Consider the following 17,971-nt stretch of genomic DNA (forward strand, 5'->3'; position numbering starts at 1 on the left):
GGCCGCATCGCTGCCGGACTTCTTCTCTGCAATGCTCATCTGCCACCGCCACGCGGTGTATGTTCTGCACCGATGAGCATCGCATTGACAGCCTCGGACGGCACCGTCCTCGCCGCCCACCGGTTCGGCGCAGGACCCTGCCGTGTGGTGGTCGCCGGTGCAACGGGAGTACCCCAGCGTTTTTACGCGCGTTTCGCGGCCTACTTGGCCGAATGCGGGCTATCGACGCTCACGTTCGACTATCGCGGTATCGGTGCCTCCAAGGACTCGCCACGCCATCACTTCGGCATGCGCACCTGGGCGGAACAGGACCTGGCCTCAGCGATCGAGTACGCCGCTTCCGGAGGCCCGGTAGCGGTGATCGGCCATTCCTTTGGTGGTCAGGCGCTGGGACTTTGCGGGAACAATCATCACGTCAAAGCCTTGCTTGGCATCTCCGCCCAATCCGGCCACTGGCGGCTTTGGGATTGGCCATACAAGCCATGGATGTGGTCCATGATGCATGTTGTCCTGCCCGCCATTCTGGCAGTGCGCCGCGATATTCCAGGTGGCCTGCTCGGACCGGACTCGCTACCCGGTGGCGTCGTACGCGAATGGGCGCGCTGGTGCCGCGGCCCGCATTACATCGCCGATACACAAGGCAACCCGCTGCGTGCCGGCTTTACGCAATGGACCGGCACGGCCCGCTTCTACCTGATCGAGGATGATCAGCAATACGCGCCGCCCCGCGCGGTACACGAGCTCGCGAGCTTCTACGCCCAGGCACAATGCGAGGTCATCGAACGCGCGCCCAGCGACTGGGGTATCGATGCGCTGGGTCATTTCGATTTTTTCCGGCCCTCAGCTGTGGCCGGTTGGGCGGAGGTAGCGAAGTGGCTGACCGCAACGCTGGACGGCCCCGAAACGCGCCCGGCCAAAGACCCAATTGAGTGAAAGCACAGCACCCTGTGCCGCGCGCATGTCCCACCGTCACGTTGGAAACTGCGCAACACCAAACCGGGTGGCCGCGCCCAGCAAAGCGAAACCGCTGCCAGGCTGATCGCAGCTCCCGGCCCGCTCGCTTGACACCGCGCCCCCCGGCGCTACCGTCCGGAGCATGTCCATGATCAATCAACCTTGGCGCAGCTTGGCACTCACGGCGATGGTGCTGCTGACGTCACCGCTGGCAGCTCAAGACACCAGCGCCCTGTCGGCGGACGACATCGTCACCTGCGCGCGCGCCAATGCGCCGCAGCAAACCTTCAAGCAGGATGCGAAGCTGGAGACCGTTCGTGAGGACGGCGACGCCCGCACCCTGTACGTGCGCATGGTGGCGCAGAAAAGCGAACATGGCGTGGATGCGAATCTGAAGGTTCGCAACCCACCCGACCTCAGCGGCATGGCCTTTCTGGTGCTCTCCAATGCGGGGCCAAAGGACACGATGTTCACCTATGTGCCCGCGCTCAACCGGTCACGCCGCGTCACCGGCAATGCCTCCACGCAAAGTCTGTGGGGGACAGACTTCACCTACGCCGACATTCGCCAACTGCTGGGCGCCGTCAGTGGCGGCGATGTCACACGGGTGGACGATGAAACCGTCGCCGATCGCCCCGTCTACCGGTTGAGCGTGATTCCGCCCGAAGCGAGTGAAGCAACTTATGCGCGGGTGGAGATGGCACTGGAGCAGACGCATTGCGTGCCGCTGCATGCGCAGTTCTATGACGGCTCCGATACGCTCGTCAGGGAGTTGGAGGTCGACCCCGAAAGCATCGAGCAGGCCGGTAACCACCACTTTGCGCGCAGCATGACCATGCACAACCGGCAGACCGGAAGCCGGACGCTGGTGGAGTTGTCGCGCGTTGAATTCGACGAGTCGATACCGCGGCGCGCCTTCCATCCCCGCGGCTACGAGACCATCGATTGAAATCACCCCGGGCGTTGGGCCGACCCGCCATCGGCGTGCTGGCCGTTCTGCTGCTCGCCTGCACTGCCTGTGGCTGGCTCGCCTGGGCTGAGCTGGGCGGCTTGCGCTTCAATCCCAGCACCGAAGCGCTCATCGATCCATCCGACCTCTCGCCTGCGGATCGGCGGCGTGAGGAACTGATGATCCTGCTGACGGCAGATTCCCCGCTCACAGCAGCTCAGCTGACGGCCGTCGATCGGATCACGACGTTGCTGGAGGAACAGGCCAACGGCGCCGCGGTGCGCTCCCTGACCACAATCCAGATTCCGGTCAGCTATGACGACAGCGTGGAGCTACTGTCGATTCGTGGCTGGCTGGAGGATGCCGATGCGCAGTCGCGCGTGCCGCTGAACACCCTGCTGGACCATCCGCTGATCACCGGTCGCCTTGTATCTGCCGATCACCGAGCGGCGGGTATCCACATCACATTCGCGCCGAACATTACTTCGTCGGACGCCCAGGCGCGCGCCCTCATCCTGGTCGATACCGCACGGGCGGCAGCCGGCAGCACGCCGCTGAGCATCGCAGCCACCGGCGGGCCGTTGGTCAGCCATGCGATTTCCTCGAGCCTGCAGACGCAGTTGCAGCAGGTGTTACCGCTGCTCGCGCTGGCCTTCGTGATCGTGCTGCTGGTCGCCTTCCGCTGTATCCGGCTGGTGCTGGTCGCCGTGGCATCCGTCACCTTGGCCGTGATCGCGGCCCTGACGGCATTGGCCCTGATCGGCGGCACCCTGAACCTGGTGACCACGTTGATCGTACCCCTGGTGGCGACACTGACCGTTGCCTATCAGATGCATCTTCTGTCAGCCACTGATCACCATGACGACGCCGACCAAGGCGCTAAGGCCATTGCCCTGCCATTGCTGGTCACCGCCCTCACGACAGCGGTGGGGTTGCTCGCCCTGGCCGTTCACCCAACACCTGCGATTCGCAGCTTTGCGCTCGCCTCGGCCCTGGGGGTCGCCTCCAGCGCGCTGATCACCCGCTACTGGTCACCGGCCGCCATGAGCCTGCTGGGTGCCTGCCCGAATGCCGGACGGCCCATGGACCGCATCCTGGAGGCCCTCGCGACCCGCCTGGCCGCCTGGAATGCCCGCTTCGGCCGCTGGGTGCTCAGGATTGCCGTGCTCTGCCTGATCGTCGGACTGCTCGGTGCCCTGCGCCTGGAAACCGATGCCAATCTGGTTGACGACCTGCCGGACCACGACGTCGTGCGGCAGGACTACGCCACCGTGACCGATGCGCTGTGGAGCACGACCGGTTTCTCGGTGATGATCCGCACATCGACGCCCGGCGCCGTGCTCCAACCCGATCTGCTTCGGGCCATGGCCCGCCTGCAGGATTGGCTGGTCGACCAACCCGAGATTCAGGGCAGCTATGGGCTGACCAATATTCTGGAAGAGCTGAACGTGCAATTTGGCGGTGTGCCGCGCTCGGACGCCCTGCCAACCAATCCAATCCTGGCCAAGCAGCTGATCATCGCCGCTGCGCCGGACGACGTGTACGACTACACGAACCTGCAATTCTCAGAGACCCGGATTCATATCGGCACTGCCGTGCAGAACACCCGCGAGATCACCGAGCTGGTCGAACGGGTCGAGCAGCGCCTGGCCAGCTTTCCGCCTGGTCTCGACATCCAGCTCACCGGCAACGCCGTCACCTTCGCCCGGACCGTCAACAAGCTCACGGGCGGGCAGGCAATCTCGTTCCTCGCCGCCTTTGGCGCGATCTTCGCGATTCTGTCCGTGGTGTTCGCGTCGCTCCGCGCGGCCGCGTTCGCAATGCTGCCGAACATGGTGCCGGTGGCGCTGTTCTTCGGCTTGATCGGATGGACCGGCATGCCGCTTGGCCCGACCACCGCGCTGGTCGCCTGCATCGTGCTCGGGATCGCGGTCGACGACACGCTCCACTACCTGGTGCGCTTTAACCACCATGCACGCGAACGTGCCAACGCCCGGCAGGCCACGGAACAAGCACTGCGCGATGTGATCCGCCCGGTCACGCTGACCACGCTGGCGACCTGCATCGGCTTTCTGACGCTGACAATCAGCCCGTTTCAATCACAGGTGTTATTCGGCTGGCTGGCTGCATCCACACTTGCCATCGCCTGGCTTTGCGATCTCACCGTTGCACCGGTAGTCGGCCTGCGCGCGGATGTGGTCACGTTGTGGGATGTGCTGCGGGTCGATCTTGGCAACACGCCACAGAAAAGCATCCCGCTGCTGGCCGATATGTCACCGCGGCAGGCTCGGGTCTTCGCCCTGCTCTCCAACCTGAGAACAATTGATGCCGGCACACGCTTCATCCGCGAAGGGGATCTGGCGCGCGACATCTACGTCATCGTCGACGGCACGGCACGCGTATGGGTGGACCGAAACGGGGACGAGGTCGAGATCAACCGTGTCGGTCGCGGAACCACGCTGGGCGAAACCGGCTACTTCTCTACCCGGCGCACGGCAAATGTCACCGCGGTGACCGATCTGCGGGTGCTGGATTTCGACACCGACGATCTGGAGCGGCTACGCCGGCGCCATCCGCGGGTCGCGTCACTGGTTTACCGCAACCTCAACAGCATTCAGGCCGAACGGCTCGCCAGAGCGACCCGGCAGATCGCCGAACACGCCTGCGACTAGGCGCGCGCACCACAGACGCGCCTATCGGCGTCCCGGCGCGCCCGTTTCCTGTGTCAGCTGCTCCAGCAACGCATCCTTGTCACGCCAGATCCCAGTGATCCACTCCTGCGTGGTCTGGCGCGCTCCATCATCCGCGTTGTAATCACCCTGGCCGATCGCGGCAGGCGCCTGAACTTCGCGCACATCGATGATCACTTCCGGAATGCGCCCACAGAACAAATCCCAGAATGACCACGGGCCGCCGACGTAGAAGAACGTCACGTCGAGCACGGCATCGAGCTTGTTGCCGATGGCCCTGATCGCATAGGCCACGCCGCCCGCCTTGGGTTTGAGCAAGTGCTTGTAAGGCGATTGCTGCGCGGCATGCTTGGCCTCGGTGATGCGGGTGCCTTCAACGAAATTGAAGATCGTCACCTGGCGGTCGCCGTAGCGCGCGAACATCCGTCGCGTTGTCTCGACGTCCCGCCCCTTGAGGTTGGGGTTGGCGCGGACCTGCTCACGGGTGTAACGCTTCATGAACGGGAAATCGATGGCCCAGACCACCTGGCCAACCACCGGCAGCCAGATCAACTGCTGTTTGATGAACACCTTGTACGGTGGCACGCGATCGGTGAACGCCACCATCATCGCGAACAGATCGTTCCAGCTCCGATGATTCGCGATCAGCAGGTAAGTGCGATCCCTGGTGATCTTCGCGTCCCCGCGAATGGTCCATCGAGTCGGGAGCAAGTGGCGCATCAGCCAGCCGTTCAAAGAACACCAACCGCGGTGCGCAATCCACTCCATCACCGACACGACCCGAGAACGCAGCCGCCCCGTGGTGACGAACTTGAGCGGCATGATCAGAAAGATCGCCGTACCCATCAATATGGTCTGCGCAGAAACCAGCAGCAGCAGCGAGACGCCGCGCAGATGCGCAATCAGTCGATACATGGTGTCGTCCTTGCGCCGCGGCTAGTCCAAATCCAGGCTGGACCGAAGCTCTTCATTCTGATCGATAATGCGGAAGCCCCGATAGTCGCGGGGCGGTATGGACAGCAGCACGCAGGGGCTGGTGAGCATCTGCGTGACCATGCGGTCCTTGCCCGGTTTGATCCATTCTCCGGCCAGCCACATCACCCGGTCGCGGTCGATGGTCGCATCGGTTTTCGGCTCGATAAAGTAGCCGCCCGTCCGCCGTTCACCCATCTCCAGCAGCAACAACGGCCCGCTCGGCAGCTTCTCCGGCGGGACGATTTCCAGTCCGCGTTCAGCCTGCCAGCCGATCCAGTCCTCGGGCGTCGGAAAGTACGACAAGGCCGCGTGGCGCTGCTCGGTGCCGCAATGGATGGACCGCCGGATTTCGGAGACTCGGACATCTTCCGGCTCCGGTATTTTTTTCATCAGTCCGCACCCGCCAAGGCACGCCAGCGCGAGCGCCGGCACGCCGACGCGCGAGACTGCGCCTGAAATGTTGATTCGCATGGAAAAACGGTAACCGACACCACGGCCGATTTCCACCGAGAACACCGTTGTTTCAGCGAATTTTTCCGCCTGGACGGCTCCGAGCGCGCAGCATAGGCAGAACGGCTGGGCGGTGGTAGCGTTATCGCATGAACACTTCCGTCGCCCGTCGCGCCCGATTCGACCGCTCGAAACTACAGGATACGCTGCGCACGCTGGTTGACGACGGCATTCTGACCCGTGCTGACGCCGAGCAGGTACTGCGCGCCGAGGCCAACGCGGAGCAACCGCGGCATCCTCTGACGGCGATCGCCGCGGCCGGGCTGGCTCGCGCCGATGATCCCGAGCGGGTGTTGACGCTGGAAGCCCTGACGCACTGGTCGGCCGACCGTCACGACCTGGAGTACTACCGCATCGATCCGTTGCGCATCGACAGTCGGCAGGTCACATCGGTTGTCCCCTACGCGTACGCCGCCCGCGCCGGCATCCTGCCGATTCGGGTCGATGACGATCACATCACCGTGGCCACGGCCGATCCCAGCGAGCGCGACTGGGAAACCGACCTGGCCAAGGTCTCCGGTCGCAAGGTGCGCCGGGTGGTCGCGAACCCGGAAGACATCGAGCGCTATCTGATCGAGTTCTACGCGCTGTCGCATTCGGTGACGGCCAGCGAACAGGAACGCTCCGGCCAGGGCACCAACCCCGCCTTCCACAGCCTCGAACAGCTGATGGACCTCGGTCGGCGTGGACAGCTCGATGCCAACGACAGCCATGTGGTCAACATCGTCGACTGGTTGTTGCAGTACGCCTTCGAGCAGCGCGCCAGCGACATTCACATGGAGCCGCGTCGCAATGGAGGGCGGATCCGCTTTCGCATCGACGGCGTCCTGCACTCGGTGTACGAGATCCCGCCCTCCGTCATGACGGCGGTGACCAGCCGCGTCAAGATCCTCGGGCGGATGAACGTGGCCGAGAAACGACGGCCGCAGGACGGCCGGATCAAAACCCGGAGCCCGGAGGGCCGCGAGGTCGAACTACGCCTGTCGACCATGCCGACGGCCTTCGGCGAAAAGCTGGTCATGCGGGTGTTCGACCCCGACATCCTGGTCCGAAATTTCGACGCGCTGGGCTTCGAGCCGTCGGATCAGGAGCGGTGGACACGGATGACGACGCGGCCCAACGGCATCGTGCTGGTCACCGGCCCCACCGGCTCGGGCAAGACCACGACCCTCTATTCGACGCTCAAGCATCTGGCGACGCCCGAGGTGAACATCTGCACTATCGAGGACCCTATCGAACTGGTCGAGCCCAGCTTCAACCAGATGCAGGTCCAGCCGAAGATCGACGTGACCTTCGCCTCTGGCGTGCGCACGGTGCTGCGCCAGGATCCGGACATCGTCATGGTCGGCGAGATTCGTGATCTGGAAACCGCCGAAATCGCGATCCAGGCTGCACTCACGGGCCATCTGGTGCTGTCCACCTTGCACACGAACGATGCACCGTCGGCCATCACCCGGCTGACCGAACTGGGTATTCCGGCCTATCTGATCCGCGCCACGCTGCTGGGCGTGGTCGCGCAGCGGCTCACGCGTCAACTGTGCCCCGAATGCAAGCAGCCTGCGGCGGTTGATGCGGCCAAATGGGGGGCATTAACGGTTGGCCACACGCTCACCGCGCCGGAAACCGCCTACGAGCCGGTCGGCTGTCCGGAGTGCCGCAAAACGGGCTACCAGGGCCGGGTCGGGCTTTACGAAGTCATGGAAATGAACGACACCCTGACCGAGGCGGTGCAGGACGATCTGGACCTGGAGCAACTGCGCCGGCTCGCAGTGCGCGAAGGCACCCGCCCGCTACGCATCAGCGGCGCCGTCAAGGTTGCCCAGGGCGCAACCAGCCTGGATGAGGTGCTGAAGGTCGCGCCCACCGCGTTACACAGCGGCTGATAGCGCTCGCTCGGGAAACACCGGGCTGTCTAGCCGACGAGTGGCCACCTGGAAACCGGCCCGCTCCATTCGGAGTGCACTTCGCGGTGTGACTAGATCAGAGTTTCCCTAAACGCGCCGAAACCGCGATTCCGCGATCAGGTCGGCCACCTGCCCGGTCGGCACACCGTCGCGGCGCGAACGTTCGAAGACTTCTGTCACCGTATCCCCAATGCCACGCAGGTGCCGCTCCACCTTGTCCCAGGTGTAGCCGGTACGCTCGTAGAAGATATCGATGATGCCGCCGGCATTGATCACGTAGTCCGGCGCGTAGAGGATGCCTCGGTCCAGCAGCGCCTGATCGTGGGCACGGCGGTCCAGCTGGTTGTTCGCCGCACCGGCAATGACCTTGGCCTGCAAACGCGACAACGTGGCGGCATTGATCGCCGAACCCAGCGCACAGGGAGCAAATACATCCACGGCCTGCGCATCGATCTCGGCCACGGGCACGACATCGGCGCCGTAAGCCTCGACCACACGATCAATATTGGGCTGGTGGATATCGGCGACGACGAGCTTGGCGCCTGCCGCATGCAGGTGGCCGGCCAGCCGGTAACCGACATTGCCCACCCCCTGAATCGCCACGCGGACACCCTCTAGGTCGTCGCGTTGCAACTGAAACCGCACCGCGGCCGCCAGGCCATGGAACACGCCCAGGGCGGTGGCTGGAGAGGGATCGCCGCTGTGGGGCTCGCCACCGGGGCCAGGCCGCTCAATAACGCCGCCAACATGCGCGGTGACCTCGCCCATCCGGCGCAGGTCTTCGACGGAGGTTCCGGAATCCTCCGCGGCAATGTACAGACCGCCAAGCCGGTCGACCGCACGGCCCATCGCTCGCACCAGGGCATCCGATTTCATCTGGCGGGCATCGCCGATGATCACGGATTTGCCCCCGCCGAGATCGATATTCGCCATCGCCGACTTGTAGGTCATGCCACGCGACAGCCGCAGCACATCGGTCAGAGCATCGGCGCTGGACGCGTAAGGCCACATCCTGCAGCCACCCAACGCCGGACCACGGACGGTATTGTGTACGGCGATAATTGCCCGGAGTCCCGAAGCCTCGTCGTGGACGAAGTGCACGCATTCGTGCTGATCAAATTCGGGATGGTCGAACACGGACATGAGGCCGGCACCGGAAAAAAGGGGCGCGGATTATCGCATGCCTCGCAGGAAATACCCGGTTTGTGGCTACGCGGGCACCTCGAGGGCTTTGCGCAAATCGTCGGCGGCTTGTTTGATCGCCAGTTTAGTCCGCAGGCGACGCACCGGGTGCGTGGCGTGCTCTCGAAGCGACAGGCCACGGGCGGTCAGCTGCAGGCCCAGCGGCGCGGCGGCTGCGACCTCGAGATAGCCACGCTTGAGCAATAGTTCGCAGCTCAGCAGCAGCCAGTCCCGGTGCAGTCCATCGCTTCGCCACAAGGCCACCATGGCCTCGAAATCGAAGGCTTCGTTAGGCGAACCTATTCGTGTGACCAGGTGCCGGCTCAGCGCCCGGTCCGACGGCCGGGGGCAGTGCCGGACCGCAGGGTCCGCCGGTTGCATCTGCGCCCGCAATGCATCAGGGGGAGGCGGCGGCTGCATGTACGCAGCGCCGGAGGCGGTCAGGCGGAACTGGGTATCGAATTCACGCCTAACGATCTCCAGGTAGCCATCGCGCAGCAGGATATCCAGGGCGGCGCGCAAGTCTTCGGCCCGCCTGTCTGCTTCGCGCCAGAATCGCGCCAAGGTGGACGACAACACCTGTCCTCGCAGACCCAGCGACAGCTCATGATAGATATCCAGCACCGCGCTTCGCAGCTCGTATTCGGACAACGGCCGCTCGGCGGGGTCACTGATGCGCTCCGGCAAATCATCGACCAGGTCGCCGTAGACGTTGTTGCGGACGAAGTCCTCGTAAGCCTTGGGCGAGAACCGAAGCATCGGTTCATCCTTGGGATGATGAATCTCCAGCCAGTCTTCATCGAGCAGCGCTGCCAGCGCGGCAGCCAGCGAACGCTCGTCGAACCCGGCCTGCTCCCACTTGTACTTGATCAGCGTGGCTTCGATGCCCTCGCCGATTGAGCGGCTTGCCGTGTTGATCATGTTCAGCGCCAGGTTCTGCGCGGGGTCTTCAACGAACTTGAACAGCATTAGCGAACGTCCGCGGCAGTCTGCGTCTGGTCCATCGCTGCCCGAGCCTCGAACAGGGACATCTGATCCACCCCCCGATGGGACGACCGCGCGTGAATCACCTCATGCACAAATCGAAGCTTCTCCTTGGCCGGATGACACAACACGAACGGGTACAGATCCGCGACGCCCATGGACCGGCTAATGGCGTTGAGCCCAATACTCAGGTGCACGAACAGGTGAAGAAGCTCGTCAAAGGGCGTCGCGGCCAGCGCCGCGTCCGGATACGGGGCCGGTGGAATCAGGCGCCCCTGAACCACAAACCCGAAATCGTTGGCCGTGCCCAGCGTATCGATCATGTGCAGATAGTGGGCGAAGGACTCGGCCCAGTCTTCCCAGGGATGAGAGCTGGCGTAGGGGCTGATGAAACGCTCGTTCCAGTCCCGCGGTGCCCCCCGCTTGTAGTAGCGCTGCATGGTCTTGGCGTAGTCCTGGCGCTCGTCCCCGAACACGTCGCGGTAGCGGTCATGCAAATCGGTGCCGTCAATCAGCAGCGCCCAGTAGTAATGGCCGATCTCATGCCGAAAATGCCCCAGCAACGTGCGATACCGCTCCTTCATCTGCACGCGCATGCGCTCGCGCGCAACATGATCAGCCTCGGCCAGGTTGATGGTGATCGTGCCATTGGCATGGCCGGTCCAGACCGTTTCAGCGTCTTCTACCGGGTGGACGAACTCGGTGTCCGGATCGCGGTCGGTCTCGAAACGAAAGGCCAGCCCCCACTCCAGGTCTTCGGCCTTGGTGCGTACCGGCAAACCCAACTGCAACATCGTGTACAACAGATGACGCTTGGCAGACTCCAAGCGGTACGCATATAGACGCTGGCGCGCATCGTCCAGATCCGGCGCGTGCTCGGTCAGCCGGCAGGACAAGCAGTACGGCTCCGGATCGTCGGCCGGAACCATCCAGTTGCAGATGTCGAACTTGCGATAATTGCGGCAACGGCGGTAGTTCTTGCCATCTGGAGACTTCCAGCGCCCGCCGCCGGCGCTCTCCACCGCGGACATCCGGCGTTCGTCCGGCAGGAACGCAAGCCGGCGTTCACAAGCCTCACAGCGTGTGTTCTTGAAGAAAATCGTGTTGCCGCAGACACAGTGGAAGGTTTGCATGGGTGCAGATTGTGCATCATGTTGCCTGCCGGTAGATCATTATCCCCTTCACCCGAACGCCGACTGGACCGTCCATGAGCATCGTTGTCGCGCTGAATCATCGCACCACGTATCGATACGATCGCCCGGTCAAACTCACGCCCCAGATCATTCGCCTGCGACCCGCGCCGCATACGCGCACGCCGGTGCAAAGCTATTCGCTGAATGTCCGCCCGCAGCCGCATTTTCTGAACTGGCAGCAGGACCCGCACAACAACTGGCAGGCGCGGGTCGTCTTTCCCGAGAAGGTCGATCACTTCGAGATCGAGGTGGATCTGCTCGCCGATCTGGCAGTGTTCAATCCATTCGACTTCTTCATCGAGGACTGGGCCGAAGAGGTCCCGTTCGTCTACTCCGATGCGCTGGCCGAAGATCTGGCGCCATATCTGGACACACCGCTGCCGGCATCGCATCTCGGCCGCCGCTTTGTCGGTCTGCTCAACGCGATGGAGCCGCGCAAGCCGATGCGCACGATCGACTTCCTGGTCGCGCTGAACCAGCACATTGCCAACGAAATCGACTATGTCATCCGCATGGAGCCAGGCGTGCAGACGCCGGAAGACACGCTGGCGAAGGGGCGCGGCTCCTGCCGCGACTCGGCCTGGCTGCTGGCGCAGCTGCTGCGCCACATGGGTTACGCCACACGTTTCTGCTCCGGCTATCTGATCCAGCTAACCCCCGACGTGAAATCGCTGGACGGCCCCAGCGGCACCGAAGTTGATTTCACCGATCTGCATGCCTGGTGTGAGGTGTTCTTGCCCGGCGCCGGCTGGGTCGGACTGGACTCCACCTCCGGCCTGTTCTGCGGCGAAGGCCACATCCCGCTCACGGCATCGCCGGAACCCTCGTCCGCAGCGCCCGTCACCGGAGGCATGGAACCCTGCGAGGTCGAATTCGAGCATGCGATGTCGGTGCAGCGGATTGTCGAGACACCGCGAGTCACCAAGCCCTACACCGATGAACAATGGGCCAGCATCGACACGCTGGGGCAGGCGGTCGACGAAACGCTGGCCGAGCATGACGTACGTCTGACACAAGGCGGCGAACCGACGTTTGTCTCCATCGACGATTTCGAATCCGCCGAATGGAACACAGCCGCCGTGGGTCCCACCAAGGAGGCCCGTGCTCGGCAACTCATCGGCCGGCTGGCGGAGCGCATCGCCCCCGAGGGCCTGATGAGCTTCGGGCAGGGCAAATGGTATCCGGGCGAATCCCTGCCACGCTGGGCCTACTCGCTATACCTGCGGCGCGACGGCAAGCCGATTCTCGAGCAGCCGCTCTCCGACACCCCCGTCGATCAGCCCGACGAGGCGCTGGTCGCGGCTGCCAAGGCGCTGACCGCCGGCCTGGCCGACAAGATCGGGCTGTCCGACGACTTCGTCCAACCGGTCTACGAAGACCCGTGGCACTACATCCGCAAGGAGCGCGGGCTGCCCGAAAACGTGGACCCGATGGACTCCCGGCTGGATGACGTTGAAGAACGCACGCGGCTGGCCAAGGTGTTCGAGCGCGGGCTGCGTACGCCTCGCGGTTTTGTGCTCCCGGTCCAGCGGCAGAACTCCAAGGCTGGCAAGCCATGGATTTCCGAACTGTGGAAAACCCGCACCCGCCACCTGTTCCTGCTGCCGGGGGATTCGCCTATCGGATTCCGCCTGCCGCTGGAAGCCCTGCCGTGGGTGCCGGAGGACGTCTACCCGCAGGTGGTCCCCGACGACCCGACCGAGCCGCAACCGCCGCTGGAGCGCCCGGCGCAGATGGTCCATCCGTCGCACCGTGCCACGCCCACGGACCGCTCGCCCTCGCCGCAGCCCCCGGCCAGCGAATCCGGCCCCGTTCGCACGGCGTTAACGGTCGAACCCCGCGATGGCCGCCTGAATGTGTTCATGCCGCCCACGCAGAATGCCCAGGACTATCTGGATCTGATCGCGGCCATCGAGGCCACCGCGAAGACCTTGGATATGCCGGTCCGCATCGAAGGCTATTCCCCGCCCCCTGATCCACGATTGGACAAGCTATCCGTCACGCCAGACCCCGGTGTCATCGAGGTGAACGTGCAGCCGGTGGCGGACTGGGAGGCCATGAAACAGCAGACTTTCGGCCTGTACGAGGACGCACGGCAGTGCCGTCTGGGCACCGAGAAGTTCCTCATCGACGGCCGTGCTGTCGGAACAGGCGGCGGCAACCATGTGGTGCTGGGCGGAGCAACCACCGCTGACAGCCCCTTCCTGCGCCGTCCGGATCTGCTCGGAAGCCTCATCCGCTACTGGCAGAACCACCCCAGCCTGTCCTATCTGTTCTCGGGCTTGTTCATCGGACCAACCTCGCAATCGCCGCGAGTCGACGAGGCCCGCGATGATGCGCTGTACGAGCTGGGGATCGCCTTGTCCGAACTGCCGAGCAAGGGCGAGGACGCTCCGCCTTGGCTGGTCGATCGCATCCTTCGGCATCTGCTCACCGACCTCACCGGCAACACGCACCGCAGCGAGATCTGCATCGACAAGCTGTACTCGCCGGATTCACCTACCGGCCGCCTGGGTCTGGTCGAATTTCGCGGATTCGAAATGCCGCCGCATGCACAGATGAGCCTGGTGCAGCAGCTATTGCTGCGATCGCTCATCGCCTGGTTCTGGGAGACCCCATACGAGGCACCACTGACGCGGTTCGGACACACGCTGCACGATCGTTTTCTGCTCCCCGAGTTCTGCTGGCAGGACCTGCGGGATGTGGTCTCCGACCTGAACACCGCCGGCTATGCCTTCGATGAAGCCTGGTTCGCACCACATTTCGAGTTCCGCTTTCCCGCGCACGGCACCGTGACCTATCGCGGCGTCACCATCGAGTTGCGGCACGCGCTGGAGCCGTGGATCACGCTGGGCGAGGAACCGGGTGGCGGCGGTACCGCACGCTACGTGGATTCATCCACCGAGCGGGTCCAGCTCAAGGTGAATGGTCTGAGCGGCGATCGGTTTGCCATCGCCTGCAATGGCAGGCAGGTGCCGTTAACCGCTACCGGCCGCGCCGGAGAATCCGTGGCCGGCGTCCGATTCCGCGCCTGGAAGCCCTGGTCAGCGCTGCATCCAACCCTGGAGGCCGACTCCCCGCTGGTCTTCGACCTGGTCGACACCTGGAACCACCGCTCACTGGGCGGGGTGACCTACCACGTCGCCCATCCCGCGGGCCGCAGCTACGACAGCTTTCCGGTCAACGCCTATGAGGCCGAGTCGCGGCGGCTATCCCGATTTGAGACCACCGGCCACACGCCCGGACCGTTCCGCTTCGCCGCGGCAGCGGACAACCCGGATTTTCCGACCACCCTGGACCTTCGCCGGTCATGACGCCTTGGGGCCGCCGGCGAACCGTCGGAGCATGACCGGCAGCAAGCTGAGGTCGGTGAGCAGGGCGACCAGCATCGCCAATGCCGATAACAAGCCGAACAGGACGCTGGGCACGAAGTCAGAGAACCCCAGCAACGCGAATCCGCAGACGATGACCAGCGTGGTGTAGATCAGCGCAGCACCAACGCTGCGGTGCGATGCGCGGACGGCGTCGTCGGGCGCCTCCCCCGCCTTGCGCTCTTCCAGAAAGCGATGCACGTAGTGGATGGTGTCGTCCACGGCGATCCCCATTGCCACGGCGGCAATGGTGATGGTCATGAAATCCAGCGAAATCCCGGCCCAGCCCATCACCCCCAGCACGACAAATGCGGACAACACGTTGGGTATCACCGCGATCAGGGCGATCTTCACTGAACGGAAGATCAGGCCGAAGGCCACGGCAAGCGCGATGAACACCACGCCCAGGGTCAGGGCTTGCGAGGTGAACAGGCGTTCGAGCAGATCCTGATACAGCACGAACAGGCCGGTGATCAGGTAGTCATCGGCCTGCAAGCCCTGGTCCTCGAAACCGCTGCGCAGCGATTGCAGCAGCGCGCCGCGATCCAGGCCCTCGGTGGTGTCCTTGATCCGAGCCGTCAGACGCAGGTGACCAACGGACTCCGAAAAATAGCCACGCACGAGGCTCTGCCGCATCGACTCGTCCAGCATCCAGTAGACGGCGGTGAGCTCGGTTTCGGTCAGCGGCCGATCACCATTGAGCGCACGCGCCAGTTCGGTGAAGTTGACCAGCGACAGCACGGTGCCCATGGCCGGTTGGTCCTCCATCACCGCCTGCAGACGCTGAAGCGTTTGCACCGTTTCGGCGCGAATCACGAGGTCGCCGCTGTCCGGCCCGCCACCAGGCATGTGATAGACCACATCCAGCGGCGTCGAGCCGCCAAACTCCTGATCGATGAACGTGAGTTCCTCATGGATGCGGGTGGATTCGTCGAAGTAGTCGATGAAGCTGTTTTCCACATCCAGCAGCAAGGTGCCGCCTATCGCCAGCACGAAGATGACAACGGCGGCCGACGACACCACGCCGCCGCGTCGAATCGACAGGCCGGCCAGCCCATTGACGGTGCCACGTACCCAGCGGTCGTCACCGGCGCCGCCCACCCGGCGCAACAACAGCATCGCCGCCGGAAATAGCACGAGGCTGGTCAGAATCGACATCGCCATCGCCAGGATCATCATTAGGCCGAAGGCGCGAACCGGCTCAATATCCGTCAGCAGCAGCGACGCGAAACCCACCGATGTCGTCAATCCGGCGTAAAGACATGGTCCGAGCTTGCGCCGGAGCGTGCGGGTGACCAGCGCGGCCTGGTCGGCCTGCCGGTCTGCCTCGGCTTCTTCGCGGTATTGCACGATCAAATGCACCACCACCGCCAGGGTCAACACCAGCTGCAGCGCGATGAAATTGGCGGAAATCACCGTGGCCTTGAGGCCCAGCAGGCCAAACAAACCCACCGTCATTATCACGCTGACCCCGCAGCAGACCAGCGGCAGCAACACCCAGCGCAGGCGGCGAAACACCAGCAGCAACACCAGGCTGATCATCCCCAGCACAGCCAGGCCGAAGACCTGAAGATCGCTGCGAACCATGCGGATCAGATCCACACCGAGCACCTCGGCCCCGCCCAGGTAAATATTGGCCCGGTCCCGGTATTCATCCGCGAGGTCGCGAATGGCGGCGATATCGTCAACACGCGCGCGGCGCTGCGCTTTTTCCAGCGGGCTCGCTTGTTCACGCAGCCGGGCTAGCTGCGCGGTCTGCTCCTCGGTGAGCGCGCCCTCCAGCCGTCCGGACTGAATCTCGACAATCTGCTCCTGCAAGCGATCCAGCTCCGGGTTGTTGCGGAACAGCACCTGGATGGCTGTCGCGGTGAGGTCTTCGTTGACCAGAAGACCTTGGTAGATCGGGTGCCCTTCCAAGGTCTGGCGCAACGACTCCGGGCTGCTCGACCGGTTCTCCAGCAACCAGGCATCGGGGTCGAAATCGCTCGAAAGCTGCACCGAGGCATCGGCGGGAATCAGCGGAACATTGACCAGGGACCGCGCGGATCTCACCGTCGCGAGCTGACTGATGTCGCGGCTCAGGACACGCAGATCATCCAGAGACTCGGCGTCGAACAAACCGTGCCCGGCGGGCTCGTAGGCCACGAGGACAAAGGCCTCGGAGGCAAAGCGCTGCTGAACTACCCGTGCCTGGATGTAGTCCCGATTGCCTTCGGAGATCAGCGTCTCGGCCGAGGCGTTGATCTCGAAGCGGGGAGCGAAGACAGCCAGCGCCCCCGCCAGCACCGCGAATGCCGCCAATACCCACCAGGCATGGCGGACCAGCCACTCCGATGGCTTCATTGCTGCGCCTCGTCCGGCAGATTCGGGGACTTGCGCGGATAGTCCTCATCGCGCTGCACCCCCTGCATGTAGAGGTTGCGCATGAAGATGTACGGATCCTCCGCGTGCTCCTGCAGCTTCTTGTACTGCTGCGCGCTAGGGCCGTACTCCTGGAGCACGTCAAATCCGTTGATCAGCGTCGCCTCGGGTTGCTCGGCGAGGTAGGGGATCGGGTTCAAAAAGTAGTCGACCACCAGGCCGGAGCCGCGGCGCAGATCCGCCGGTCCGTAGAATGGCAGGACGACGAAGGTGCCCTGACCGGCGCCGTAGCCATCCAGCGTGTCGGCAAACCCGGTGTCTTCCTGCTCCAGCCCCATCCAGGCCTTGGCTGGATCGAACAGCCCCGCCAGGCCAACCGTCGAATTAACCAGAAACCGCGTGGTGTCGATGCCGGCGGCCCTGAACCGGCCCTGCAACAGAAAGTTGACCGTGCGAATCGGCATCTTGATGTTGTCGAACGCATTGCCAATACCGGCACGAACGGGTCGCGGAACCACGGTTTCATAGCCTTTCGACACCGGCGAAATCACATACCGGTAGGTGACATCGTTAAACGCGAAGACTGCACGATTCACCCGAATCAGCGGATCAGGCGGCGCCTCGTAGGCCACGACCGTCGGCTCGATGTCCTTGGCGGTGGAGGGAACTGGCGGCGCGCTGGCGGCGTCGGAAGCCTGATTGGCAGAAGCCGTAGGCTCGGATGCGGGCTCGGGCTCCACCGGTTGGCTGGCGCAGCTAGCCACTGCGAACAAACAAGCCACCACCCCTGCACGCAGCAGATTTGCGGTGTGGTCATTCCAGCTACGTGGCCTCGCAGACTCGGCCGGCATCGCGTCTCCTTGACGACATGGATGCCGCATCCTGCAGCATCACTCCC

12 protein-coding genes are annotated in these 17,971 nt (G+C 64.0%); 5 read left to right on the plus strand and 7 right to left on the minus strand.

Annotation, left to right across the window (positions count from 1 at the left end; translation table 11 throughout):
• Positions 1-72 precede the first annotated feature (72 nt).
• The 3 genes from ACE1EY_RS04445 to ACE1EY_RS04455 all read left to right on the plus strand — a co-directional run bounded on the left by ACE1EY_RS04445 (position 73) and on the right by ACE1EY_RS04455 (position 4,575).
• Positions 73-933 carry an alpha/beta fold hydrolase gene (locus ACE1EY_RS04445; RefSeq protein WP_291513431.1) on the plus strand — a complete coding sequence of 287 codons (861 nt, stop codon included), beginning with the start codon at positions 73-75 and terminating at the stop codon, positions 931-933.
• A 169-nt stretch (positions 934-1,102) separates the two neighbouring features.
• Positions 1,103-1,903, plus strand: coding sequence for an outer membrane lipoprotein-sorting protein (locus ACE1EY_RS04450; RefSeq protein ID WP_291513432.1), 801 nt, complete (start codon positions 1,103-1,105; stop codon positions 1,901-1,903).
• A complete protein-coding gene (locus tag ACE1EY_RS04455) occupies positions 1,900-4,575 on the plus strand; it encodes an efflux RND transporter permease subunit (RefSeq protein WP_370299579.1) in 2,676 nt (891 codons plus the stop codon). Before ACE1EY_RS04450 ends, ACE1EY_RS04455 begins: the two co-directional genes overlap by 4 nt.
• Positions 4,576-4,596: 21 nt before the next feature.
• On the opposite strand, the gene ACE1EY_RS04460 is transcribed toward ACE1EY_RS04455, so the two are convergent.
• Entirely contained in the window at positions 4,597-5,508 is a 912-nt protein-coding gene (locus ACE1EY_RS04460; RefSeq protein ID WP_291513434.1) for an acetyltransferase, read from the minus strand.
• 21 nt (positions 5,509-5,529) lie between these two features.
• Entirely contained in the window at positions 5,530-5,958 is a 429-nt protein-coding gene (locus ACE1EY_RS04465; protein WP_291513435.1) for a protease complex subunit PrcB family protein, read from the minus strand.
• A 209-nt stretch (positions 5,959-6,167) separates the two neighbouring features.
• Between ACE1EY_RS04465 and ACE1EY_RS04470 the strand changes: the two genes are divergently transcribed.
• A complete protein-coding gene (locus ACE1EY_RS04470) occupies positions 6,168-7,961 on the plus strand; it encodes a GspE/PulE family protein (RefSeq protein ID WP_291513436.1) in 1,794 nt (597 codons plus the stop codon).
• A gap of 108 nt (positions 7,962-8,069) precedes the next feature.
• On the opposite strand, the gene ACE1EY_RS04475 is transcribed toward ACE1EY_RS04470, so the two are convergent.
• The 3 genes from ACE1EY_RS04475 to ACE1EY_RS04485 form a co-directional block, all read right to left on the minus strand.
• Positions 8,070-9,125, minus strand: a complete 1,056-nt coding sequence (locus ACE1EY_RS04475; RefSeq protein WP_291513437.1) for a Glu/Leu/Phe/Val dehydrogenase dimerization domain-containing protein — start codon at positions 9,123-9,125, stop codon at positions 8,070-8,072.
• Between the two features lie 66 nt (positions 9,126-9,191).
• A complete protein-coding gene (locus ACE1EY_RS04480) occupies positions 9,192-10,133 on the minus strand; it encodes a hypothetical protein (protein ID WP_291513438.1) in 942 nt (313 codons plus the stop codon).
• The gene (locus ACE1EY_RS04485) at positions 10,133-11,281 is read right to left on the minus strand and encodes a putative zinc-binding metallopeptidase (protein WP_291513439.1); all 1,149 of its coding nucleotides are present in this window, start codon (positions 11,279-11,281) and stop codon (positions 10,133-10,135) included. The genes ACE1EY_RS04480 and ACE1EY_RS04485 overlap by 1 nt, the downstream gene beginning before the upstream one ends.
• A 74-nt stretch (positions 11,282-11,355) precedes the next feature.
• Here ACE1EY_RS04485 and ACE1EY_RS04490 point away from each other — a divergent pair, with 74 nt between their 5' ends.
• On the plus strand, positions 11,356-14,655 hold the full coding sequence (locus ACE1EY_RS04490) for a DUF2126 domain-containing protein (protein WP_370299581.1): 3,300 nt from the start codon (positions 11,356-11,358) through the stop codon (positions 14,653-14,655).
• On the opposite strand, the gene ACE1EY_RS04495 is transcribed toward ACE1EY_RS04490, so the two are convergent.
• Together ACE1EY_RS04495 and ACE1EY_RS04500 are read right to left on the minus strand one after the other, a co-directional pair.
• A complete protein-coding gene (locus ACE1EY_RS04495; RefSeq protein WP_291513442.1) occupies positions 14,650-17,055 on the minus strand; it encodes an efflux RND transporter permease subunit in 2,406 nt (801 codons plus the stop codon). The genes ACE1EY_RS04490 and ACE1EY_RS04495 overlap by 6 nt on opposite strands.
• The gene (locus ACE1EY_RS04500) at positions 17,052-17,924 is read right to left on the minus strand and encodes a VacJ family lipoprotein (RefSeq protein WP_291513443.1); all 873 of its coding nucleotides are present in this window, start codon (positions 17,922-17,924) and stop codon (positions 17,052-17,054) included. The genes ACE1EY_RS04495 and ACE1EY_RS04500 overlap by 4 nt, the downstream gene beginning before the upstream one ends.
• Positions 17,925-17,971 lie beyond the last annotated feature (47 nt).

This window comes from Abyssibacter sp., from assembly GCF_964229365.1.
Taxonomy (GTDB): domain Bacteria; phylum Pseudomonadota; class Gammaproteobacteria; order Nevskiales; family OUC007; genus Abyssibacter.